22 protein-coding genes are annotated in these 21,658 nt (G+C 72.6%); 10 read left to right on the top strand and 12 right to left on the bottom strand.

What is annotated here, in order from left to right; all coding sequences use genetic code 11:
- Nucleotides 1-456: zinc ribbon domain-containing protein (locus tag ACWD0F_RS42340; protein ID WP_449887244.1), on the top strand; the 456-nt coding region annotated here is incomplete at its 5' end.
- Between the two features lie 38 nt (nt 457-494).
- Here ACWD0F_RS42340 and ACWD0F_RS42335 read toward each other — a convergent pair.
- From ACWD0F_RS42335 to def, 4 genes are all read right to left on the bottom strand, one after another.
- Complete coding sequence (locus ACWD0F_RS42335) at nt 495-911, bottom strand: CBS domain-containing protein (protein WP_449887242.1); 417 nt, start codon at nt 909-911, stop codon at nt 495-497.
- Nucleotides 912-1,044: 133 nt separating this feature from the next.
- A complete protein-coding gene (locus ACWD0F_RS42330) occupies nt 1,045-2,538 on the bottom strand; it encodes a pyridoxal phosphate-dependent decarboxylase family protein (RefSeq protein ID WP_449887240.1) in 1,494 nt (497 codons plus the stop codon).
- Nucleotides 2,531-3,151: a helix-turn-helix domain-containing protein gene (locus tag ACWD0F_RS42325; RefSeq protein WP_449887239.1), complete on the bottom strand. Its 621-nt coding sequence runs from the start codon at nt 3,149-3,151 to the stop codon at nt 2,531-2,533. Before ACWD0F_RS42325 ends, ACWD0F_RS42330 begins: the two co-directional genes overlap by 8 nt.
- A 7-nt stretch (nt 3,152-3,158) precedes the next feature.
- A complete protein-coding gene (gene def, locus ACWD0F_RS42320; protein ID WP_449887253.1) occupies nt 3,159-3,698 on the bottom strand; it encodes a peptide deformylase in 540 nt (179 codons plus the stop codon).
- Nucleotides 3,699-3,846: 148 nt separating this feature from the next.
- On the opposite strand from def, the gene ACWD0F_RS42315 reads away from it, so the two are divergent.
- On the top strand, nt 3,847-4,641 hold the full coding sequence (locus ACWD0F_RS42315) for a class I SAM-dependent methyltransferase (protein ID WP_449887237.1): 795 nt from the start codon (nt 3,847-3,849) through the stop codon (nt 4,639-4,641).
- 41 nt (nt 4,642-4,682) lie between these two features.
- On the opposite strand, the gene ACWD0F_RS42310 is transcribed toward ACWD0F_RS42315, so the two are convergent.
- Both ACWD0F_RS42310 and ACWD0F_RS42305 read right to left on the bottom strand, forming a co-directional pair.
- Nucleotides 4,683-5,198, bottom strand: coding sequence for a hypothetical protein (locus ACWD0F_RS42310; protein ID WP_449887235.1), 516 nt, complete (start codon nt 5,196-5,198; stop codon nt 4,683-4,685).
- A gap of 107 nt (nt 5,199-5,305) precedes the next feature.
- A complete protein-coding gene (locus ACWD0F_RS42305) occupies nt 5,306-6,229 on the bottom strand; it encodes a hypothetical protein (RefSeq protein ID WP_449887233.1) in 924 nt (307 codons plus the stop codon).
- A 170-nt stretch (nt 6,230-6,399) separates the two neighbouring features.
- Here ACWD0F_RS42305 and ACWD0F_RS42300 point away from each other — a divergent pair, with 170 nt between their 5' ends.
- Nucleotides 6,400-7,299, top strand: coding sequence for a GNAT family N-acetyltransferase (locus tag ACWD0F_RS42300; RefSeq protein ID WP_449887232.1), 900 nt, complete (start codon nt 6,400-6,402; stop codon nt 7,297-7,299).
- A gap of 98 nt (nt 7,300-7,397) precedes the next feature.
- Here ACWD0F_RS42300 and ACWD0F_RS42295 read toward each other — a convergent pair whose 3' ends face one another.
- Both ACWD0F_RS42295 and ACWD0F_RS42290 read right to left on the bottom strand, forming a co-directional pair.
- On the bottom strand, nt 7,398-8,141 hold the full coding sequence (locus ACWD0F_RS42295; RefSeq protein ID WP_449887230.1) for a nucleotidyltransferase domain-containing protein: 744 nt from the start codon (nt 8,139-8,141) through the stop codon (nt 7,398-7,400).
- Complete coding sequence (locus tag ACWD0F_RS42290; protein WP_449887229.1) at nt 8,138-8,776, bottom strand: nucleotidyltransferase domain-containing protein; 639 nt, start codon at nt 8,774-8,776, stop codon at nt 8,138-8,140. Before ACWD0F_RS42290 ends, ACWD0F_RS42295 begins: the two co-directional genes overlap by 4 nt.
- A gap of 45 nt (nt 8,777-8,821) precedes the next feature.
- Between ACWD0F_RS42290 and ACWD0F_RS42285 the strand changes: the two genes are divergently transcribed.
- From ACWD0F_RS42285 to ACWD0F_RS42270, 4 genes are all read left to right on the top strand, one after another.
- A complete protein-coding gene (locus ACWD0F_RS42285; protein ID WP_449887228.1) occupies nt 8,822-10,708 on the top strand; it encodes a propionyl-CoA synthetase in 1,887 nt (628 codons plus the stop codon).
- A 93-nt stretch (nt 10,709-10,801) separates the two neighbouring features.
- Nucleotides 10,802-13,639 carry an NACHT domain-containing protein gene (locus ACWD0F_RS42280; protein WP_449887226.1) on the top strand — a complete coding sequence of 946 codons (2,838 nt, stop codon included), beginning with the start codon at nt 10,802-10,804 and terminating at the stop codon, nt 13,637-13,639.
- A 174-nt stretch (nt 13,640-13,813) separates the two neighbouring features.
- Nucleotides 13,814-14,701, top strand: coding sequence for a hypothetical protein (locus tag ACWD0F_RS42275; RefSeq protein WP_449887224.1), 888 nt, complete (start codon nt 13,814-13,816; stop codon nt 14,699-14,701).
- A gap of 79 nt (nt 14,702-14,780) precedes the next feature.
- On the top strand, nt 14,781-15,716 hold the full coding sequence (locus tag ACWD0F_RS42270; RefSeq protein ID WP_449887222.1) for a hypothetical protein: 936 nt from the start codon (nt 14,781-14,783) through the stop codon (nt 15,714-15,716).
- On the opposite strand, the gene ACWD0F_RS42265 is transcribed toward ACWD0F_RS42270, so the two are convergent.
- Both ACWD0F_RS42265 and ACWD0F_RS42260 read right to left on the bottom strand, forming a co-directional pair.
- Nucleotides 15,656-16,834 (bottom strand): UDP-N-acetylglucosamine--N-acetylmuramyl-(pentapeptide) pyrophosphoryl-undecaprenol N-acetylglucosamine transferase, encoded by a 1,179-nt coding sequence (locus ACWD0F_RS42265; RefSeq protein ID WP_449887220.1) that lies wholly within the window; start codon nt 16,832-16,834, stop codon nt 15,656-15,658. The two genes, ACWD0F_RS42270 and ACWD0F_RS42265, sit on opposite strands and share 61 nt — an antisense overlap.
- A gap of 4 nt (nt 16,835-16,838) precedes the next feature.
- The gene (locus ACWD0F_RS42260) at nt 16,839-17,654 is read right to left on the bottom strand and encodes a formylglycine-generating enzyme family protein (RefSeq protein ID WP_449887251.1); all 816 of its coding nucleotides are present in this window, start codon (nt 17,652-17,654) and stop codon (nt 16,839-16,841) included.
- A gap of 139 nt (nt 17,655-17,793) precedes the next feature.
- Here ACWD0F_RS42260 and ACWD0F_RS42255 point away from each other — a divergent pair, with 139 nt between their 5' ends.
- The 3 genes from ACWD0F_RS42255 to ACWD0F_RS42245 all read left to right on the top strand — a co-directional run bounded on the left by ACWD0F_RS42255 (nt 17,794) and on the right by ACWD0F_RS42245 (nt 20,407).
- A complete protein-coding gene (locus ACWD0F_RS42255) occupies nt 17,794-19,017 on the top strand; it encodes a cytochrome P450 (protein ID WP_449887218.1) in 1,224 nt (407 codons plus the stop codon).
- A 9-nt stretch (nt 19,018-19,026) separates the two neighbouring features.
- Nucleotides 19,027-19,989, top strand: a complete 963-nt coding sequence (locus tag ACWD0F_RS42250) for a Ppx/GppA phosphatase family protein (protein WP_449887216.1) — start codon at nt 19,027-19,029, stop codon at nt 19,987-19,989.
- 61 nt (nt 19,990-20,050) lie between these two features.
- Complete coding sequence (locus ACWD0F_RS42245) at nt 20,051-20,407, top strand: hypothetical protein (RefSeq protein WP_449887214.1); 357 nt, start codon at nt 20,051-20,053, stop codon at nt 20,405-20,407.
- A 124-nt stretch (nt 20,408-20,531) separates the two neighbouring features.
- Here ACWD0F_RS42245 and ACWD0F_RS42240 read toward each other — a convergent pair whose 3' ends face one another.
- Entirely contained in the window at nt 20,532-20,963 is a 432-nt protein-coding gene (locus ACWD0F_RS42240; protein WP_449887212.1) for an ATP-binding protein, read from the bottom strand.
- Nucleotides 20,964-21,054: 91 nt separating this feature from the next.
- A complete protein-coding gene (locus ACWD0F_RS42235; protein WP_449887210.1) occupies nt 21,055-21,600 on the bottom strand; it encodes a TetR/AcrR family transcriptional regulator in 546 nt (181 codons plus the stop codon).
- Nucleotides 21,601-21,658: the final 58 nt, after the last annotated feature.

The raw sequence follows: 21,658 nt of genomic DNA, 5'->3' as shown, positions 1-21,658 counted from the left end.
GACTTGAAGACGGCGAACATGACCGCCGCCGTGCGGCCGCGACCCGACCCGGGCCGTCCTGGCGCTTTCCTGCCCAACGGGCGGGCCGCGAAGTCGGGCCTGAACAAGGCGATCCTGGACAAGGGCTGGTACGGGCTGGAGATCGCGCTGCGGTCCAAGGCCCGCTACACCGGGACGGTCATCGCAGCCGTTCCGGCCCCGTACACCTCACAGACCTGCCCGGCACCAGCCTGCGGGGTGATGGATGGCAAGAGCCGCGAGAGCCAAGCACTCTTCTCCTGCACCACCTGCGGGCATACCGAGCACGCCGACATCGTCGGGGCAAAGAACACGTTAGCGAAGTATCAGGCGGCCGGGCCGGCCGTCTCAGGGCGTGGAGACCCATCCGGGTCTGTGAAGCGTCAAGCACCCCGTTCCACAGCACGGGCCGCGTCAGCGGCACGAACTGCCGCGTGAGCGGCACGGGAATCTCCGTCCTCAGGGCGGAGAGCAAGTCAATTGTTGCCCTCGGCGGCCGAGATGTCGGCGAGGGCCGAGGTGGGGTCGCGTTCGACCGCGAGGTCGCCGAGGCTGACGATGCCGACCGCGCGGCCGTCCTCGACCACCGGCAGACGGCGTACGGCGTGCGAGCGCATGAGCTGCACCGCCTGGTCGACGCTGGTGTCGGGCCCGACGGCCTCGACGGACGGGCTGTAGGCGTCGCGCACCGGCGTCTGCGGCGGCTTCTCGCCGGCCACCACGCGCACCGTGATGTCCCGGTCGGTGATGATGCCGCACATGCGCCCGTTGTCGTTGACGATCACGGCTCCGGCGTCGTTGTCGCGCATCAGCGCCGCGGCGACGGACACCGGCTGCCCGGCCTCCACCGTCGCCGGATGCGAGGTCATCACGTCTGCCACGGTCTTCGCCATGGGGTCCTCCTGTGAGTTCGGTCCAGGCGGCCCCTACCCGGGGGCATTGGTGACTCACGGCGCTTTGTCGGTTCTCTGCGTTCGGCCCGCATGTCCGGCACGTGCGCAGGCCGCCTTTTTGACCTGCCGCGACCTACGGCGACACCGTGACCTCCTGCAGGTCCTTGGCCGCCAGGCGGATCTCATCGAGCAGCACGGTCAGGTCGTCCTCGGTGGTGTCCGGATGCAGGAAGCAGGCCCGCAGCGCGTCGCGCCCGCCGAGCCGGGTGCCGGTGATGAAGGTGTTCCCGCGGGCCTGGACCGCGCCGGGGATCGCCCGGTTGAGGGCGTCCAGCCCGTCCGCGTGCCGCGGGGTGTGGCGGAAGGCCGTGATGGAGGTCGCGACCGGGGCGAGCAACTCGAAGTCGGGAGCCTGCTCGACCATGGCGGCCAGCGTGCGGGCCAGGCCGGTCGTGTGGCCGACCAGGCGGGTGATGCCCTGTCTGCCCAGGTAGGACATGGTCGCCCACGTCTTCAGGGCGCGGAACGGGCGGGTCTGCTCGGGCCCGTACTCGGCGAACCACCCCAGATCGCCCGCGTTGTCGTCGATCAGGTACGACGGCACCAGGCTGAACGCCGCCCGCGCCGCGCCCGGGTCGCGCAGCAGGGCGCAACCGCAGCCCACCGGCACGCCCAGCCACTTGTGCGGGTCGAGGGCGAGCGAGTCGGCCCGCTCCAGCCCCGCGTAGCGTGGCGCGGCGCCGTCGGCCAGGATGCCGAGGGCGCCGTACGCGCCGTCCACGTGGAACCAGAGCCCGTGCTCGGCGGCCACGTCGGCGATCTCGGCGAGCGGGTCGACCGCGCCGGAGTTCACGGTGCCCGCGCTGCCCGCCACGCAGAACGGCCGCAGGCCGGCGGCCAGGTCGTCCGCGACCATGGCGCGCAGCGCGCCCACGTCCATCCGGTAGGCGTCGTCGACCGGCACGACGCGGACGTTCCGCGCCCCGAGGCCGAGGAGCTGGGCCGCCTTGTGCAGGCAGCTGTGGCCCTCCTCCGTGACGTACATGATCATGGCCGGCCGGCCGGACAGCCCTTCCTCGCGGGCGTCCCAGCCGTCGGCGAGGGCCGCCTGCTGGCGGGCGGTGGCCAGGCAGATCACGGTGGCCATGGACGCGCCGCTGGTGAGCAGCCCGCCGCCGGGCGGGTGCGGGAAGCCGACGAGGTCCGCCAGCCAGCGCACGACGGAACGTTCCAACTGCGGGCCCGCGTGGTCGCCGCCGGCGCAGCTCGGGTTCAGGGCGGCGGCGAGCGGCTCCACGAGGACGCCGGCCGGGTTGGGCGGGGAGTTCACCCATCCGAAGAAGCGGGGGTGGCCGTTGCCCATCGGGTGCGGCAGCACGCGGGCGCGGGCGTCGTCGAGCAGGTCGTCGAGGGGGCGGCCGGTCTCGGGCAGGTCCTGCTCGCTCAGCCAGGCGCGGTCGGCGGCGGGCACCGGCTGCCACACCGGGCGCCCGGTCACGCCGGCCAGGTGCTCGGCCACGATCCCGGCCGCCCGCACACCGGCCCGGCCCAGGCCGGTCTCCGGGGCGGCGGGGTGGTCGAGGCCGGTGCCGGCGGTGTGCGGCGCGGGCGGGCGGGGCTCATCCATCGGGCGATTCCTTCCAGTGTTCGTGCTGTCCGGCCGCGCCCAGCTCCATGGCGAGGTAGTAGACGCAGTCGGTGGCGCCGTCGTTGGCGAAGGCGTGGCGGCAGTCGCCCGGGTAGTACGCCGAGTCCCCGGCCGCCAGTTCGTACGGCCTGCCGTTGATCGTCAGCCGCAGGCCGCCGTGCTCGACCGCGAGGTATTCCCGCGACCCCGGCGCGTGCGGCGCGAACTCGCCCGCGTCCACGCCGGGCGCGATCGTCGTGCGCATGAACTCGAACTCCACGTCGCCCAGCACCGGCGACAACACCCGCCGCTCCCAGCCGGACGGGTCGCGCAGGACCCGCTGCTCGGCGTGGCGCAGCACCCGCATCGCCGCGTGCGCGGGCTCGTCGAGCAGTTGCCCGATCGAGGTGCCGAGCGCCGTGGCCAGCCGGTCGAGCACCAGCACGGTCGGCGTCTTGGCGCCCCGTTCGACCTCCGAGACCATGCTGCGGCTGATGCCGCTCAGCTCGGCCAGCCGCTCGATGGACAGCCCGCGCTCGCGGCGCTCGGTGCGGATCCGCGACCCCAGCTCGGCCATCGACAGGCCGCTGGACAGAACCCCTTCGCCTTGCATTCCTCCACTATAGCGGTGAAATGTCCACTATGGCGGAATGCTCCTCCTGATACGCCGCCAGCACCTGCCTGCGGCGCTTGGCCGGAAGGCGGTCGATGTACAGGTGGCCGTCGAGGTGATCGCTCTCGTGCTGCAGGCAGCGGGCCAGCAGCCCGGTGCCCTCGACCGTGACCGGCTTCCCGGCCGCGTCGAACCCGTGCACGGTGGCGTGGTCGGCGCGGGGGAGCGGCGCGTACTGGCCCGGAACCGACAGGCAGCCCTCGTCGCCCGGATCGAGCCGGCGCTCGCCGAGCCGCGGCAGCTCCAGTGCCGGGTTGACGACCACGCCCTTGTGACGCTCGCCGTCCTCGTCCGGGCAGTCATAGACGAACACGCGCAGCGGCACGCCGATCTGGTTGGCGGCCAGGCCCACGCCCTCCGCCGCGTACATGCTGGCGAACATGTCGTCCACCAGCGCCGCCAGCTCACCGTCGAACCGGGTGACCGGCTCGCACGCCCGGTGCAGCACCGGGTCTCCCACACGCACGATCGGCCGGACCTCTCCCACGACCAACGCCTCTCCTCACCTCGCGAACGTTTCGCGCCAAGTGTACGAGTATTTCACTATGTCTCATATATCAAGACGTTCTTTCTTAAAGTATGAGATGAGGGATAGGGTCGTTCTTATTGAAGGCGAAACAAGGGAGTTTGTCGCGATGGATGCCGTCTACACCCATGGCCATCACGAGTCCGTGCTGCGCTCGCACCGCTGGCGCACCGCGGAGAACTCGGCCGCGTACCTGCTGCCGCACCTCAAGCCGCACATGAAGGTGCTGGACGTGGGCAGCGGCCCCGGGACGATCACCGCCGACCTGGCGGCCAGGACCGGGCACGTGACGGCCTCCGAGGTGACGGCGGACGCGCTGGAGCTGGCCAGGGCCGAGGTGACCGCCAGAGGGCTGGCCAACGTGGACTTCGCCGTCGCCGACGTGCACGCGCTGGAGTTCGCCGACGACACGTTCTGCGTGGTCCACGCGCACCAGGTGCTGCAGCACGTGGGCGATCCGGTGCGGGCGCTGCGCGAGATGCGCCGGGTGACCAAGCCCACCGGGTACGTGGCCGCCAGGGACAGCGACTACGCCTCCTTCGCGTGGTACCCGCTGCTGCCTGAGCTGGACGAGTGGCTCGCGCTCTACGACAAGATCGCGCGCGGGAACGGGGGCGAGCCGGACGCCGGGCGGCGGCTGCTGTCGTGGGCCAGGGCGGCGGGCTTCTCCGACGTCACCGCCACCTCCTCCACCTGGTGCTTCGCCACCCCGGAAGACCGGGCCTGGTGGGGCGGGATGTGGGCCGAGCGCATCCTGCGCTCCTCGATGGCCGAGCAGGCGCTGGCCACCGGGGCCGCCACGGAGAGCGACCTGCGGCGGATCTCGGAGGGATGGCTGACGTGGGCGGCGGCCGACGACGGCTGGTTCTCGGTCCTGCACGGCGAGATCCTCTGCCGCGTCTGACCACCCTGCCCGAGGCTGGGTGGCGTCTCAGCCAGGGATGGCTACAGGCCGAGGGTGCGGGCGCGCTGCCAGGCCGGGTCGCGATAGAGCACCCGGTCCGTGCCGACCAGCTCGTCCGGCGCCGACAACATCGTGATCTCGCCCTCGGCCTGCAACCGCAGCAGCAGATCCCGCACCCGGGGCCCCACCGGCAGGCGCCCCGGCGGCAGTCCCAGCCCGGAGCGCACGGTGTCGGCGATCTCCGACAGGTGGAACGGCCCGTCGAACCCCGCCACGATCCCGCGTACGACGGGCATCGAGATCAGCTGCTCGGCCTCGGCGTGCGCGAGCTGCCAGATGACCTGCTCCTTGCGGCGGCCGGTCGCCGCGCACGCGGTGCAGTCGCGCGGCAGGCCGGGCGCCATCTCCCCGGCGGCCGAGCCCAGGCACGCCGAGCACAGGCCGTTCTCGGCCGCGTGCGACTCGGCCGTCATCCGGCCGGCCAGGAGGACGCCGCAGTCGCAGGCGTACGCGTCATCCAGGATGCCGGTCTGCGGGGAGATCGCATGCTTAGTCACCGAGCCGACTCTACCGGGGCCCGCCGCCGGGCCGACCCCGCCCGAATCGCCGGGCCGACCCCGCCCCAACCGCCACGCCGACCCCGCGCTCACCGCGCCCGGTGTGGTCAGCCGCGGGCGTCGGCCAGGCCGTGCAGGCGGCGCAGGGCCTTGCGGGCCGAGGCCGCCACCCGTTCGTCCGGATGGTGGTCGATGAACACCCGCAACACCCGCCCCGTCCACGGATGATCCCCGAACGCCAGGATCGCGATCGTCCCCGCCTGCTCCTCCGCCGCCATCCCCATGGCGATCGACTCGATCACCTCACCCGTCTCGCCGCCGAACTCCAGCAGCGCCGCCGCCATGTCCACCAGCACCCAGGCGATCTCCTCCGGTGCCGGCTGCCGGTCCTCGCGCCCGGTCCTGGCGGCGATCACGGCGCCCAGCCGCGGCTCCTCCAGCAGTCCCGCCAGGGCCAGCCGGCCCTCGTCGCCGAGGTCCGACGACAACAGCTCCACGCCGACGGCCCGGCTCAGCGGGCTCACCGTGCCCAGCACCGAGGCGATCTGGGCGGCGGCCCCGTCCCGCTCCTTGAGCCACCCGGCCAGCTCCTCGCCGCGCTCGGCCTCAGGGTAGGAACGCAGTCCGTGCAGCAGCGCCGCCGCGTCGGCGTCCGCGAGCGAGCCCATGACCGGGATCTCCTGCCCGGTGGTGTCCGCGATGATCCGCCGCGCCGCCCACAGGCCGAGCCAGCTCAGCGTGTACGGCTCCGCCTGCCGTACCAGCCCGAGCCCGGTCAGCGTCTCGGGAACGTCGCCCACGAGCGGCTCGCGCGACAGGAACATCCGGATCAGCTCCAGCAGCAGCCCCTCGTCGGCGGCCAGCCGCTCGCGGCAGTGGTCGGCCCACACGGTCAGCACCTCGGCGTCGGAGCCTTCCGGCGTCAGCTCCCCGGCCAGCGGGGCGGCGTGTACGGCGGCCGCGAGCGTGGCCTCGCCGGGCAGCCGGATCGGGGGCTGCAGGGGCAGCGTGTCGTCTTCGTAGGACCTCACGAGCCCATCCTGTCGCGATATTTCCGGTAGAGTGCCGCCGGATAACCGAAAAGTCGGAAGAAAGGAGGCGCAGAGATGTTCAGCATTGCCGTGGGCGCTCGCCGCGCCCGCTTCTACTTCTCGGAGGAACCGTGCTTTTCCGTCCTGCGGTCGAGGCTGACCTAGACCGCTTGCTCGGCTGTGTCGTCGATGAGTCCATCAGCTGGGCGCATCCCGACCGGCTGCTGTCGTTCCTGGAGAGCGGCAACTACCGTTATGACCGCATCTGGCTCGCCACTGATGACGACGGCGAGATCCTGGGCCGGGCCGTCTGGTGGGGCTTCCCTGACGGGGCCAAGCCGCTCGCGATGGACTGCCTCTACGTCGGCCCGTCCGTCGACGACCGCGTGGGCCTGGCCGCCGAACTGCTGACCCATGCCCACGCCGCCTTCGGGCTGGCGCCCGAGTACCACGTCTTCGTCGCCGGCGACTGGCGCGACGACCCGCGCGCCTCCGCCGCCGTCGCCTGGCGCTGGGAGGCCGCCGGCCGGGCCGGGCTGATCAAGGAGCTGGAACGCCTGCGCTACGCCTGGACGCCGGACGCGCCCGTGCCGCGGCCGTCGGAGCGGCTGGTGTTCCGGGAGGATGACGACGACGAGGCGTTCGTGACCGCGTTCCGGCGGGTGGCGGCCGGCACCCTCGACGCCCACACGCGTGCGGCCCTGAAGACCACGGACCCCGTGGCGCAGGCCCGCGAGGACGTCGCCGACTACAGATCCATGCCGGGGGAGCGGGCATGGTGGCGGCTGGCGTACACGCCGGACGGAGACCTGGTGGGGGTCGCGCTGCCGTCGGAGAACAACGCGGGTCCCGTGGTCGGCTATCTGGGCGTGGTGCCCGAGCACCGCGGCCACGGATACGTCGACGACCTGCTCGGCGAGATCACCCGGTTCCACGCGGACCGCGGCGTGCGGCGGATCGCGGCCGACACCGACACCGGCAACGTGCCGATGGCGGCGGCGTTCGAACGGGCCGGATACGAGAAGTTCGCGATAAGGCTGGTCCTGTCCGCGGACCCGCCCACCGCGTGAGCTGACCCACCCGCCCGCCCCGCCCGCCACGGCGCGGCGGGCGGGGCGGTCTCACACGGGCGGTCTCACACGGGCGGCCCCACGCGGGCGACCCCACCTCAGGTCACCGCGCCGGTCCGGGCCCGCACCACCAGGTCGTGCAGGGCGTCCTCCGCCGTCGCCCGCTCGGGCAGCGCGCAGGACTCCCGCGCCTCCTCCAGCGCCCCCGTCATCCGCTCCAGGTCCGCCGCCACCTCCGGCCTGGCCGGCGCCGCCCCGTGCTCGGCCTCCCGCTTCATGGCGACCAGCTCGGGCAGGTACGCGGGCCCGTACGCGTACAGCCGCGTCAGATCGGCCTGGAGCTCGCCGGTGCGCATGAGGTGCGTGCCCGTGGCCAGCACACGGAAGGTGTAGAGCAGCGGCTTCAGCTCCCGGGTCCGCTCGAACAACCGCCACTGCGTACGCGCGAAGCCCAGGTAGTGGTGCGCGTGATGCCGCGTCACGCACTCGGGGGCCAGCGCGACCAGCTCCTCGTGCACCGGCGACGACGCCACCACCAGCGGCGACAGGAGCTGCTCCAGCACGTAGCCGTTGCGGCCGAGCAGCAGCCGGCCGAACTTGGCCAGGTCATGGGTGACCAGGTCCATCTCCACGCCGTCGCGCGTCCACGAGCCCTCCAGCGTCTCCGGGCCGTGCCGCAGCCCCGCCACCTCCTCGACCGGCAGCACGTGCGCGCCGCGCAGGTCCACGTCGGAGTCCGCCGACGGGAACCCGTACAGATGCGCGCCGCTGACCGTCGCGAACACCATCGGATACGGCTGCGCACCGGGGATCTCGGTGAGCCAGCCGGGCAACTCGGTCACAGGCCCTCCCTTCGGACTTCCACCAGGAAGTCGTCCACCCGCTCACGGTCCGGCCGCGCGGGAAGCGTGTCCGGCGCCGAGGAGAGCGCGGCCGTGAGCGCGGCGCGCCAGGCGTCCACCTCGGCCCACGGCAGCTCGCCCCGCTTGATCGCCAGCAGCCGCTCCCGGTGCGCGTCCATGGCCACCAGCGGCTCGCCGTGCCGCACCAGGTTGAGGCCGCTGAGCAGCAGCCGGATCATGTGCATGGCCTGCTTCCACTTGGGCGCGGCCGGGTCGAGCCGGCGGAACTGGGCGTCGGCGTACCCGGCGAACGACTGCCGCGCCCGCGCCGACACGAACGCCCCGCGCAGGTCCCGCAGGCGCTGCCCGGCCGGGGTGACGACCTCGACCATGGGGGACCACAGGCATTCCAGGACGGTCGGGTTCGCGTCGAGGGCGAGGACGCAGAAGCGCTCGACCTCCCACGAGAACTGCTCGGGCAGGGGGCCGTCCCGGTGCGTGGCCGGCTTGTCCAGCCGCCAGAACGCCGCCGTCGGCGCGGCGAACACGCCGCGCCGGTCGGTGTCGGAGTCCTCCGTGTCGAGCCCGTACGCCCTCGACCCCAGGACGACGGAAAGGATCATGTCATCGCTCACGCGCCTATCTTGCGTCATGGGGCGGTGGACTGGTCTGATCGATAAGTGGGCGGTTATGACGAGGCTTACCGGCGCAGCATCGAGGACCCCGAGGCGTTCTGGGGTGAGGCGGCGCGCGCGATCGACTGGGACGTGGCGCCGGCCACCGTGACCCGTGACGGCCGATGGTTCCCCGACGGGCGGCTCAACACCTGTCACAACGCGGTGGACCGGCATGTCGCGGCCGGGCGCGGCGATCAGGCGGCGCTGATCTACGACAGCCCGGTCACCGGCACGGTGCGCACCATCACCTACGCCGAGCTGCTCGACGAGGTCGCCAGGACCGCGGGCATGCTGCGCGACCTCGGCGTCCGGGCCGGCGACACGGTGGTGATCTATCTGCCCATGGTGCCCGAGGCGGTGGTCGCGATGCTGGCCTGCGCGCGGCTGGGGGCGGTGCACTCGGTGGTGTTCGGCGGGTTCGCGGCCAGGGAGCTGGCGGTGCGGATCGACCACGCCCGGCCCAAGGTGGTGCTCTCGGCGTCCTGCGGCATCGAGCCGGGCCGCGTCGTGCCCTACAAACCGCTGCTCGACGCGGCGCTGGAGCAGGCCGCGCACCGGCCCGCCCACTGCGTGATCCTGCGCCGGCCGCAGTGCCCGGCCGAGCTGGTGGACGGCCGCGACCTCGACTGGGAGAGCACGGTCCGCGACGCCGAGCCCGCTTCCTGCGTGAGCGTGGCGGCCACCGACCCGCTCTACATCCTCTACACCTCCGGCACCACCGGCTCGCCCAAGGGCGTCGTGCGCGACAACGGCGGCCACGCGGTCGCGCTGCGCTGGAGCATCCCGGCCGTCTACGGCGCCGCCCCGGGCGAGGTCTTCTGGGCGGCCTCCGACGTGGGCTGGGTGGTCGGCCACTCCTACATCGTGTACGCGCCGCTACTGGCCGGCTGCACGAGCGTGCTGTACGAAGGCAAACCGGTCGGCACCCCCGACCCCGGCGCGTTCTGGCGGGTGGTGGCCACGCACGGGGTACGGACGCTGTTCACGGCGCCGACCGCGTTCCGCGCCATCAAGAAAGAGGACCCATCGGGAAATTTCACTAAAAAGTGGGACTTGTCCTCACTTCGATACCTCTTCCTCGCGGGCGAGCGGCTCGACCCCGACACCTACCACTGGGCCTCCGACCTGCTCGGCATCCCGGTGATCGACCACTGGTGGCAGACGGAGACCGGCTGGCCCATGGCCGCCGACTGCGTCGGCATCGAGCGGCTGCCGCTCAAGCCCGGCTCGCCCACCAAGCCCGTCCCCGGCTGGGACGTGCGCATCCTCGACGCCGACGGCGAGGAGTGCCCGCCGGGCGTGGAAGGCGCGGTCACGGTCAAGCTGCCCCTGCCACCCGGCGCGCTGCTCACCCTCTACCGCGACGACGCCCGCTTCACCGCCTCCTACCTGTCGCGCCATCCCGGCCACTACCTCACGGGCGACGGCGGCCACGTCGACGCCGACGGCTACCTCTACGTCATGGGCCGCATCGACGACGTGATCAACGTGGCCGGCCACCGGCTCTCGACCGGCTCGATGGAGGAGGTCATCGCCGCCCATCCGGACGTGGCCGAGTGCGCCGTGATCGGCGTGGCCGACGAGCTGAAGGGCCAGCTCCCGGTCGGCTTCGTGGTGCTCAAGGCCGGCGCCGCCCGCGACCACGGGGAGATCGAGCGCGAGCTGACCGCGCTCGTCCGCGAGCGCATCGGCCCCGTCGCCGCCTTCCGCCGCGCCGTGGTGGTCGCCCGCCTGCCGAAGACCCGGTCGGGCAAGATCCTGCGCGCCACGATGCGGGACATCGCCGACGGCAATCCCTACACCACGCCGTCGACGATCGAGGATCCGGCGGCGTTGCCGGAGATCGCCCAAGCCGTGAAAAGGCCGGAGAAGGCCGTGAAGGAACCATGACGGACGGATAACGTCCGTGGCGTCTCCGCCAAGAAGCCTGCGCGATAGCCGCATACAACGCATGATGGGACATCCCAGTCTCGGGAGGAGGCCATGATCGAGACTCCCAGCTACGCCGACGCCCTGAGGATCCTCGGCTGCAAGGACAGCAGGCTGGTCAAGGTGGTCGGGTTCGCGGCGGCCGCGGCCCGTACCGGATGGGCGCTGGCGGGGGCCGGGCGCCTGGTGACGAGCCTGGCCGACATGCGCGCGGACGTCCTGCGCTACGGCGAGGAGGTCGTCCGCCGCCTGCCGGAGCTGAAGACCGGCGTGGACCGTTTCACCCGCACCCAGCGCATGGCCGCCGCGCACGCCGTCATCGTCGTCTCGGCCTACTTCGAGGCGCTGGGCGAGACGAAGCTGCCGTTCACGCTGGAGCAGCTCGACCGCGGCGGCAAGATCTCCCGCGGCGTGCCGACACCCGAGCGGTTCGCCCGGCTGATGGCCGGGCTGCTGCTGGAGCGGCTGCCCACGCCCGAGCCGCACCTGCCCTACGCCGAGACCCGCCAGGACGTGGAACGTGCCTATCTGCGCATGTCCGAGGCCGTGGCCGGATACATCGGCGGCCTGGCCGTCTGGGACGAGCTGTCCGTCGACGAACGGCTCCTGCTGCCCCGCATGCTGACCGAAGGGCCGCCCGCGCACGCGCTGCGCATCTACGACGAGGACTACCGGTCGCTGGCCCTCGACAGCCACGAGTTCGGCGTGCGCACCCTCGTCACCGAGAAGCCGGCCCCCGCCACGGCGCTGTCGCGGGTCGCGTGGCTGCTGGCCGAGCTGGCCCCGCCGCGCGTGGGCGACCGCCCCGTGATCCACCGGGCCAGGATGGCCGCCAACGCGCTCGACCAGCCGCTGCTGATCGCCGGCAAGCTCCCCGAGGACGTCTACCTGCCGCTGCTCGGCGAGGGCTATCTCAGCCCCCGCTTCCGGGTCGCGGAGCTGGCCCGCGAGGCCACCCCCGCCCAGCGCGACTGGTGGGCCGACCGCCGGCTGCTGGCCGACAGCGAGGCCTTCCTGGTCGGGCACCTCACCTCGCTGCGCGCCACCCAGGCGCCCCTGCTCGTGCTGGGCGAGCCCGGCTCCGGCAAGACCAAGCTGACGGAGGTGCTCGCCGCCCGCCTGGCCAGGTCGGAGTTCCTGCCGATCCGGGTGGAGCTGCGCGGCGTGGCGGCGCGGGCCGGCGTCACCGAGCAGATCGAGCAGGCCGTCGCCGAGATGCTGGGCGAGGAGGTCGGATACGCCGACCTGGTCGCCGCCGGCGACGGCGCCATGCCGGTGATCCTGCTCGACGGGTTCGACGAGCTGGTCCAGGGCGGGGCCGGCCGTTACGACTACCTGGAGCACGTACGGGAGTTCCAGCGCAGGGAGGCCGGTCTGGGCCGCCCCGTCGCGGTGATCGTGACCAGCCGCACCATCGTGGCCGACCGGATACGGTTCCCCGACGGGCTGCTGGCGCTGCAGCTCCAGCCGTTCGAGGAGCAGCAGGTCCGCCAGTGGCTCGACGTCTGGGACCAGGCCAACCGCGCCCTGCTGGCCCGGCGCGACCTGCGGCCCCTGCCCGCCGCGGCGGCGCTCGCGCACGGCGAGATGGCCCGCCAGCCGCTGCTCCTGCTGCTGCTCGCGCTCTACGACGCGGGCAGCAACGCCCTGCAGCGCGACCACGGCCCGCTCGGCCGCGCCCGCCTGTACGAGGTCCTGCTGCGCGACTACACCGAGCGCGAGACCGGCGGCGTCCGGCGGGTGGCGATCGACCAGGAGCTGGTCCTGCTCGGCGCGGTGGCGCTGTCCATGCTCGCGGCCGGCCGGCAGGTGATCACCGACGAGGCGCTCAACCGGGACCTGCCCGCGCTCTGCCACGGCGGCGATGAGGACCCCGGTGAGGAGGACGGCCGCGTCGACTGGGCGCGCAAGGCCACCGAGCGCTTCTTCTTCGTCCGCCGGGGCGGCCACGCGTTCCTGCACGCCACGTTCGGCGAGTTCCTGGTGGCGTGGCTGGCCATGTACGCCCTGCGCGACCTCGACCGGCGCCGCCGCCTGGCCGGCGACGAGCCCCTCGCCATCGTGCAGAGCGTGGACGACGACCTGCTGTACGCGGTCACCTCCCACTCCTGCCTGGCCGAGCGCGGCCCGACGGTCGGTTTCGTCCTGGAGCTGCTCGGCGAGGTGCCCGGAGCGGTGCGGGCCCGATGCGTCACGCTGCTGTCCGGGCTGCTGCGGCGCTCCCTGTACGAGCGGCCCCGCCGCCACTTCACCGGCTTCAGCCCTGTACGCCACACGCTGACCCGCCGCCTGGCCGCCTACTCCGCCAACCTCACCCTGCTCATCGTGGCCGCCTCCGAGCAGCCGGTCGCCGTCTCCTCGATCCTGACCGGCCCCGACCACCTCGAACGCTGGGCCGCGCTCACCCACCTGTGGAAGGGCCAGCTCGGCCAGGAGGGCTGGACCGGCCTGGTCACCGCGCTGTCGGCGCACCGGGTCATGGCGGACGGCAAGGAGGACGTCGTCATCGGGGGCGTCCCCGGGGGCGCCCCCGGGGACGCGGAGGCCGGCGGCATGGGCGACGTCGTGGTCGCGGTCGCCACCGGGCACACGCCCCGGCACCGCCGCCTGCTCGACCTGCTGCTGCGCGCGCTGGGGGAGGGGCGCGCCCTGCCCTACCGCGACCGCGCCGGCATCCTGGAGGAGCTGGTCCACGCGGTGGGCGCGCGGTCGCCGGCCGTGCACCAGGCGCTGGGCGCCATGTGGGCCGAGGAGGACGCCGACCACGCCCTGCTGCGGCCGCTGCTGAAGGCCATGCTCGCCGACGCGACCGACCGCATGGCGACCTGGGACCAGCTTGTCAAGGCCGGCATCCCGGACACGGTGCTCTGGGAGATCCAGGAAGGCGTCTGACCCGCCCGACCGGCACCGCGCCGCCTGGCTGCGGTGCCCGCCGCCGCGAAAGTACCCGGTGAGTGCGCCCGGTGGTTTCCCGGCCTCACCTTTGCGAGGCTGCCACTCAAGCCGAATGTTACGTAATATCCCAACATCACGAGCGTTGGGGGCGCCAGGGTGCCAGGACAGAGCGTGGGTGTGGTCGTCGATCCGGGAGTGCCGCCGGAAGTCGCCGGTGTGCTGCGTGCCAACGCCCCGCTGCTGTCGAGGGTCAGATCCGGCTGGGTGCCCCCGGCCGATGTGCGGCCCACGCGCCGGCGCAGCCCGTCCAGCGCGGCGTTGCTGGCCGCCACCCCCGTCGTCATCGCCCTCATGGCCGTCCTGCTCGCCTCGCGCTTCGCGCCGGCCGGATTCGTGCTGCTGGGCACGTACGTCTTCATCGTCCTGGTCAAGATCGCCTCCATGAGCGAGGTGCCCGACGACGACCGGCCGCACGAGCGCGGCGTGTACGAGCAGGCCCGCTGGTACGACGGCCGCTACCTGCTGTCCGAGGACTTCGACCCGGAGGCCAGGCTCGTGCTGACCAGGGCGCAGCGCGCGATCGGCTCCGTGCTGCGCTCCCACGTCAACGCCGAGGGGCTGCTCGACGACGCCCGCAACGCGGTGATGCTGCCCGCGCAGGAGTGGGAGATCGCCCGGCTGCTGGCCAAGCTGTCGGCGCTGCGCGTGGAGCACAGGGAGCTGCTGGCCAGGGGGATCGCCCCTGAGGTGGCCGCGGTGATCGAGCCGCTCGAACGCGCCCTGTCCACCAGCGAGGCCGCCGTGGTGGCCCGCGTCGAGTCGCTGGAACGTTACGCCGGCCACGTCGCCGAGGCCGAGCGCGCCTACCACGCCCAGGGCCAGATCGAGGAGCTGCGCGCCCGCCTGCCGCGTTACGAGGAGCTGCTGGCCGAGTCGGGCGCCGACGCGCTGGCCGTGCCCGAGATCGAACGCCTGGCGGAGGACGCCGACGTGCTCGAACGCACGTTGCGGCGCAGTGTCCGGTCCGCGCACGAGGCCTTCCGCTACCTCGAAGGATGAGCGGGCGGCCCGGGTACGAGGGCCGCCCGCCTGAGGCTTTCGCCGCCTTAACGGCTGCATTCCCTTAGAATCCGGATTCGTGGCGGACGTGATGGTAGACCCGGGGATCCCGCCGGACGATGCCCGGCTCCTCAGGGGCGGCCGGCAGGTGCTGATCAAGATGCGCCGGGGCTGGGCCCCCGATGCGCGGCGGGTCAGGACCACCTCGCCTTTCCGCATGATGGCGACCCTCGGGACCGTGGCCTTCATCGGCATGCTGGCCGGCCTCGGCTTCCTGCGCCAGGGGCTGGGCCTGCTGATGCTGGTGTTGATCGGCGTCCCGCTGATGATCGTGCTCTTCCTCCGTGACGACCTGCGCGACAACGACGAGGACGAGGACGGCGACGAGAGGGAGACCTACGAGCGGCTGCTCCGGTACGAGGGCCACTACCTGCTGGTGGAGGACCTCGACGAGTCCGCCCGCAGACTGCTCTCCCGCGGCCGGCGCGCCATCGACGCCGTGACCGCCTCCCGGGTCAACGCCGAGGGCCTGCTCGACGACGTGCGCAACGCGGTGATGTTGCCCGCGCAGGAGTGGGAGATCGCCCGGCTGCTGGCCAAGCTCTCCGCCCTGCGCACCCAGCACCGGGAGACCGTCTCCCAGGGGATCACGCCCGAGGTGGCGGCCGTGGCCGAGCCGCTGGCCAGGGCGCTCGACAGCAGCGAGAACGCCGTGCTGGCCCGGGTCGAGGCGCTGGAACGTTACGCCGCCAACGTCGCGGAGGCCGAGCGCGCCTACCGGGCCCATCACCAGATCGAGGAGCTGCGCGGGCGGCTGCACCAGTATGAGGAGCTGGTGGCCGAGACGGGGGCCGACAGTTTCGCCCTGCCGGAGCTGGACCGGCTGGCGCACGAGGCCGACCAGCTCGACCAGGCGCTGAGGCGGAGCGTGAGCTCCGCCCGCGACGCCTTCCGCTATCTCGGCCCCGGCGGCGGGGACCCGACCGGTCCCGCGGACCCGGCCGCGACGCTCTGAGCCGCCTGCAGCAGCACGTCGCACAGCGCGTCGGCGGCGTCCAGCCGGCCCAGCCTGGCCGCCGCGTAGCCCATCGACTGGCGCAGCCCCGGGTCGGCCAGCAGCGGCATCAGCTCCGCCAGGAGCTGATCGGCCGCCGGGTGCGGCTCCAGCAACGCCCGCGCCGCGCCCGCCGAGGCGAGGTAGCCGGCGTTCTTGCGCTGCTCGTCGCCGCCCGTCGGGATCAGCGGGATGAGCACGGAGGGCTTGCCGATGGCCGTCAGCTCCGACACCGTGCCCGCGCCGCTGCGCGAGATCACCACGTCGGCCGCCGCGAACAGGTCGGCCAGCTCCGCGCCCACGTAGGGCACCGGATGGTAGCGGTCGGCCAGGTCGGGCGGCAGCTCCACCGCCCGCATCTGGTCGATCCAGGCGGGCCCGCACTGGTGCACGATCTGAGCGTGCGGCAACAACCGCGGCAGCACCTCGGCGATCAGGGTGTTGATCTGCTTGCTGCCCTGCGCGCCGCCTGTCACGTAGATCAGCGGCACCTCGAACGTCAGCCCGAACAGGTCATAGGCCGCCGCCCGGTTGCCCTGGAGCAGCTCCGGCCTGATCGGGTTGCCCGTCACCACGGCCTTCTCCCTGGCCGAGGCCGGCAGATAGTCGAGCGACGACTCGTGGGACAACGCGATCCTGGTCGCCAGCCGGGCCAGGAGGCGGTTGGCCAGCCCCACCACGGTCGTCTGCTCGTGCATGACCAGCGGCCGGCGGATCAGCTTGGCCGCCACCCCGATGGGCACCGCCACGTAACCACCGGTCGAGAGCACCACGTCGGGCAGGTAGCGGGCCGCGTGCCCGACCGCCTGGAAGACGCCGATCGGGATGCGGAACACGTCGGCGATGTTGGTGCCGAGCTCTTTCAGGTTGGGGCGGCGGCGCAGCTTGCCCGTGGTGATCGCTTTGAATGGGATGCCGTGCTCGGCCGTGATCCTGGCTTCCAGGCCGTTCGCGGTGCCCACCCAGAGCACGTCGTGCGGCACCTGACGTCGCTGGACGGCCGACAGGGTCGTCAGGGCCGGATAGGTATGACCGCCGGTCCCGCCGCCGGTGATCAACAGTCGCAAAGTTCGTGACATGCGATCAGCGTAGGGCCGCGCAGCGGAAACCGGTGTGCCCGGTCGAGGAGTCCGGCGTGTTCGAGGTTCTGGCGGCCACGCGGTAGCGGTTGCAGTAGGAGTCGTGGCACATGTACGACCCGCCGCGGGTCACCTTCGCCGTGCCCGTCGCGGGCCCCGCGGGATCGTCGGCGACCGGCTCCCACGCCGTGCCCCACCAGTCGGCGGTCCACTCCCACACGTTCCCCGACACGTTGTACAGGCCGTAGCCGTTGGGCTGGAACGACTTCACCGGCACCGTGCCCTTGCTCGGCGCGGCCGGGAAGGGGCCCTGCCAGATGTTGCAGCGCTGCCGCCCCTTCGGCGCCAGCTCGTCGCCCCACGGGTAACGCGCGCCTTCGAGCCCGCCGCGGGCCGCCATCTCCCACTCCGCCTCGGTGGGCAGCCGCTTGCCCGCCCAGGTGGCGTAGGCGGTGGCGTCGTTCCAGGACACGTGCACGACCGGATGGTTCTGCCGGTCGCCGATGGAGGAGCCGGGCCCCTCGGGCGAGCGCCACGTCGCCCCCTCGACCCCGGCCCACCAGGGGGCGCCCGGCACGGTGGCCTCCATCACCCCGCCCGTGGCGAACTGCCGGAAGACGAACGACCAGCCGATCCGCTCCGCCTCGGTCACGTAGCCGCTCTCCTTGACGAACGTGGCGAACTGCGCGTTCGTCACGCACGCCGGGTCGATCATGAACGGCTGGAGCCGCACCTCCCGCACCGGCCCCTCACCGTCCTCGGGGCGCCCGTCCGGATCGTCGCCGCCCATGAGGAACCTGCCCCCGGGCACGCGCACCATCCCGCGCGGAGCCGCCCGCCGCACGGCGATCCGCACGTCCTCGTACGGCCGTACGGCAGTGTCCCGGCCTGGGCCACAACAAGCGCTCAAAATACCCCCAAAACGTGTCATGACACCAAGGAAGGGTAGTCCCTGAAGCATGGCCACGACGACGCGGCTGCCCAAGGTCACGGCCGCGCAGAGCCTCGCGCTCGCCACCACGCTGGTGCTGCCGGCCGTCGCGCAGGGCGTGATCCTGCGCCGCCCGATGGCGGTGCACGCGGCCGGGCTCGCCGGCGCCGACGCCCGGGCCGTCAAGCTGCTGCGCCGGCTGCGCGCCGAGCACGGCGACGGCCCGCTCCTGGCCCGGCTGCCGGGGCGCGGCCGGATGATGGTGCCGCTGGCCGCGCACGACGTGCGCGCGGTGCTGGAGAGCCGGGCGTTCGCCCCGGCCACCAAGGAGAAACGCGGCGCGCTGGCCCACTTCCAGCCCGACGGCGTGCTGATCACGGCGGAGCCGGACCTGCGCGAGCGGCGGCGCGCGCTCAACGAGGCGGTGCTCTGCTCCGGGTTCGCCCCCTTCGAGGAGGTCGTCGAGCAGGAGGCCGGCACACTCCCCGTCGAGGGGACGCTGACCTGGCGGCGCTTCCACGCCGCGTTCTGGCGGATCGCGCGCCGCGTCGTGCTCGGTGACGGGGCCCGCGACGACGTGACGCTCACCAGGCAGCTCGACCGGCTGCGCGGCGACGCCAACTGGTCCTACCTGCGCGGGCGCCGCACCGACGTCTACAACGCCTTCCGGCGCAGGCTGGCGGGGCATCTGGCGCGGGCCGAGCCCGGCAGCCTGGCCGCCGTGCTCGCCGCCACCCGCTGCCCGGCCGACGTGCACGCCGAGGGGCAGGTGCCGCACTGGTTGTTCGCGTTCGACGCGGCGGCCATCGCCACCTACCGGGCGCTCGCCCTGCTCGGGACCCATCCGGGGCCGCGCGACCCCGGCCGCCTGCGCGCCGCCGTGCTGGAGTCGCTGCGTCTGTGGCCGACCACCCTGGCCATCCTGCGCGACGCCGACGGCCCCAACCCGTGGGACCTGCCCGCGGGCACGCGGGTGGTCATCTACAGCCCGTACGTCAACAGGGCCGAACCCGGCGACGCCTACCGGCCCGAGTTGTGGCTGAACGGCGGCGGCGTATGGGCGGGCGTGCCCTTCAGCGCCGGGTTCGCCCGCTGCCCCGGGCAGGACCTGGTGCTGTTCACCGCGGCCGCGTTCCTGGCCGCCTTCCTGCGTGAGCGCTCAGTCAGGGCGTCCGTCACCTTGGAGGATCCATTGCCTGCCACGCTCGATCACTTCTGGCTCCGTTTCGCGGTAAAAGCCGCAGACCGGTAGCGTTTTCCCATGCGACTCGGCGTGCTGGACATCGGTTCTAACACCGTCCATTTACTGGTCGTCGACGCCCATCGCGGCGCCCGGCCCATGCCCGCCTATTCCCACAAGGAGGGGCTCCGGCTGACGGAGTACCTCGACGCGGACAACCGCCTGGTCGGTGAGGGCGTCGAGCGGCTCGGCGCGTTCGTCGAGGAGGCCGTGCACCTGGCCGAGGACAAGGGGGTGGAGGACCTGCTGGCCTTCGCCACCTCCGCCGTGCGCGAGGCCGCCAACGGCGAGCAGGTGCTCGCGCGGATCCAGGAGCGCAGCGGGGTGCACATCTCCGTGCTGTCCGGACGTGACGAGGCCCGGCTGACGTTCCTGGCCGTGCGCCGGTGGTTCGGCTGGTCCTCGGGACGGTTGCTGGCCTTCGACATAGGGGGCGGCTCACTGGAGATCGCCGCGGGGGTGGACGAGGAGCCGGACGCGGCCGTGTCGTTGCCGCTGGGCGCGGGGCGGCTGACGCGCGACTGGTTCACCGGTGACCCGCCGTCCGCCGATGAGGTGCGCAAGCTGCGCAAGCACGTGCGCGCCGAGATCGCCCGCTCCGTCGGCGACGTCGTCAGGTTCGGCGAGCCGGACCGCGCGGTGGCCACGTCCAAGACCTTCAAGCAGCTCGCCAGGATCGCCGGCGCGGCGCCCTCCCATGAGGGCCACTACATCTCGCGCGCGCTGTCCCGGCAGGACATGGCCGACTGGGCGATCAAGCTCACCACCATGGACTCCGTCGAGCGGGCCGAGCTGTCCGGCGTCTCAGAGGGGCGCGCGGCCCAGCTCGCCGCCGGGGCGCTGGTCGCCGACGCGGCCATGGACCTGTTCGAGGTGGACCGGCTGGAGGTGTGCCCGTGGGCGCTGCGCGAGGGCGTGATACTGCGCCGGCTCGACCTCCTGCCGGGGCGGCTCGACCAGCTCAACGGCGGTCCTGCGTCATAGTAAGGTCGATATATCTCCCAAAACTGGCATAAAGTGCTGGTGAGCGGGCATTTTTGGCCAAATGTTGGCTGTGCTCGGCGCGATCGGGTCCCTGGTAATCGCTTCGCTCCTCATCGTCCTGGCCGTTCTCCTCGTCGCGGTGGTCTTCCTGGCCGTCCTCGCGGCGCTGGCCGGGTCGATGACCGACTGGGGGGCGTTGCGAAGACGGCTGAGCCGCCGGCGGGCGCCGCTCGCGCTGAAACTCAGCGGGAGCGCCGTGCCGCAGCGGCTCCGGGCCGAGCTGACCGGCCGGACCCCGCGCCTGCGCCGCCGCTTCGTGCTCGGTGACGGCCCGCCCAGGGCGCCGCACCGGATCGCCGGGGAATCGCGCTTCGGGTTCCGCCGGCACCGGGGGCTCGCCCGCCGCAGCAGGATCTGACATGACGCGGCCCGGGCCGATCCGGCATGGCTCGGCCCGAGCCCGCGTGACGCGGCCCGGGCCGATCAGACATGACGAGGCCCGGGCCGCGTCATGGGGACGCGACCCGGGCCGACCGCCTTGCTCAGGTCGCCATCAGGTGCCGGCCCACCGCCCCCGGGGCGAACTTCAGCCGCTTCTCCAGGCAGACCATGGCGCCGTTCTCGCGCTTGTTGGTGAACCGGATGTCGTCGGCGAGCGCGCGCATGATCTGCAGCCCCCGCCCGTTCTCCGCGCCGGGCTCGGGCTCGGTCACCTGGCGCGGGTCGAAGCCGCCGCCGGTGTCGATCACCTTGATGACGCACAGGTCGTCGCGCAGGGTCGCGCTGACCGTGTAGTCGTCGCTGGGGGCCGCGTGCCTGATCACGTTGGAACAGGCCTCGCTGAGCATGAGCTCGATGTCCTCGCGGACCTGCTGGTCGACGCCGAGCGACCGCAGCGTTCCGTCCAGCATCTGCCTGCTCACCGGGACGCTCGCCGCGTCCCTGGGCAGCCGGAGCGCTATCGTGGCCTCCACTGCGTCTCCTCCCGTGGGGTTGCTTTGCGGGGCACTTCTGCCCCCGATCCTGCGCCCCAATCGTCCCTTTCGGTAACGGACGTCCGAAGCGTTAGGGCTCCAGCAACCTCATGGCGACGTCCATGCAGGCCTTGTCGACCTCGTCCTCCGTCAGCCCGCCCTCCAGCGGCAGCCACTTGCCCGCGTGCAGCGCGAACAGCGCCAGCGAGCGGCTGACCCGCTCGGCCGGCGTGGCGTCGGGGCCGCTCATCTCCCTGGTGAGCTCCAGCATCGCCGCGCGCATCAGCCTGAGTTTCGGATGGTCGCGCAGCGCCGTCTGGTTGCGCTCCAGGAACCGGGCGACCTGGAGGTAGCGGCCCTCCTTGAGCTTGCCGGCGTAGCGCTCCAGCAGCTCGCGGCGCGTCTGCAGGGTCTTCGGCCGGCTCCGCGCCCAGGCGAGCAGCTCCTGCATCTCGGTGACGCGCAACTCGACGAGGCTCGTGACGATGTCGTCCTTCGTCTTGAAGTGGTAGTAAAGAGCGGCTTTGGTCACGCCGAGCTCCTCGGCGATCTCCCGCAGGGAGGTCGCCTCGTACCCCTGCTCGGTGAAGAGCCTCAGGGCGATCTCCTGGATCCGGGCTCTCGTGTCTTCCCGCACTTCGCACCTATTCTGACTTGACGGCCGACAAGTAAGTATTTACCTTATTCTATGCTTG

This window comes from Nonomuraea sp. NPDC002799 (assembly GCF_053592075.1).
This window is presented reverse-complemented; position numbering and strand designations above follow the sequence as displayed.

Bases quoted from the DNA above. Each gene is read 5' to 3' on its own strand.
- ACWD0F_RS42250 (WP_449887216.1), top strand. From the start codon at position 19,027: ATGCGACTCGGCGTGCTGGACATCGGTTCTAACACCGTCCATTTACTG.
- ACWD0F_RS42260 (WP_449887251.1), bottom strand. From the start codon at position 17,654: ATGGTGCGCGTGCCCGGGGGCAGGTTCCTCATGGGCGGCGACGATCCG.
- ACWD0F_RS42245 (WP_449887214.1), top strand. From the start codon at position 20,051: ATGTTGGCTGTGCTCGGCGCGATCGGGTCCCTGGTAATCGCTTCGCTC.
- ACWD0F_RS42265 (WP_449887220.1), bottom strand. From the start codon at position 16,834: ATGTCACGAACTTTGCGACTGTTGATCACCGGCGGCGGGACCGGCGGT.
- ACWD0F_RS42330 (WP_449887240.1), bottom strand. From the start codon at position 2,538: ATGGATGAGCCCCGCCCGCCCGCGCCGCACACCGCCGGCACCGGCCTC.
- ACWD0F_RS42335 (WP_449887242.1), bottom strand. From the start codon at position 911: ATGGCGAAGACCGTGGCAGACGTGATGACCTCGCATCCGGCGACGGTG.
- ACWD0F_RS42315 (WP_449887237.1), top strand. From the start codon at position 3,847: ATGGATGCCGTCTACACCCATGGCCATCACGAGTCCGTGCTGCGCTCG.
- ACWD0F_RS42325 (WP_449887239.1), bottom strand. From the start codon at position 3,151: ATGCAAGGCGAAGGGGTTCTGTCCAGCGGCCTGTCGATGGCCGAGCTG.
- ACWD0F_RS42280 (WP_449887226.1), top strand. From the start codon at position 10,802: ATGATCGAGACTCCCAGCTACGCCGACGCCCTGAGGATCCTCGGCTGC.
- ACWD0F_RS42255 (WP_449887218.1), top strand. From the start codon at position 17,794: ATGGCCACGACGACGCGGCTGCCCAAGGTCACGGCCGCGCAGAGCCTC.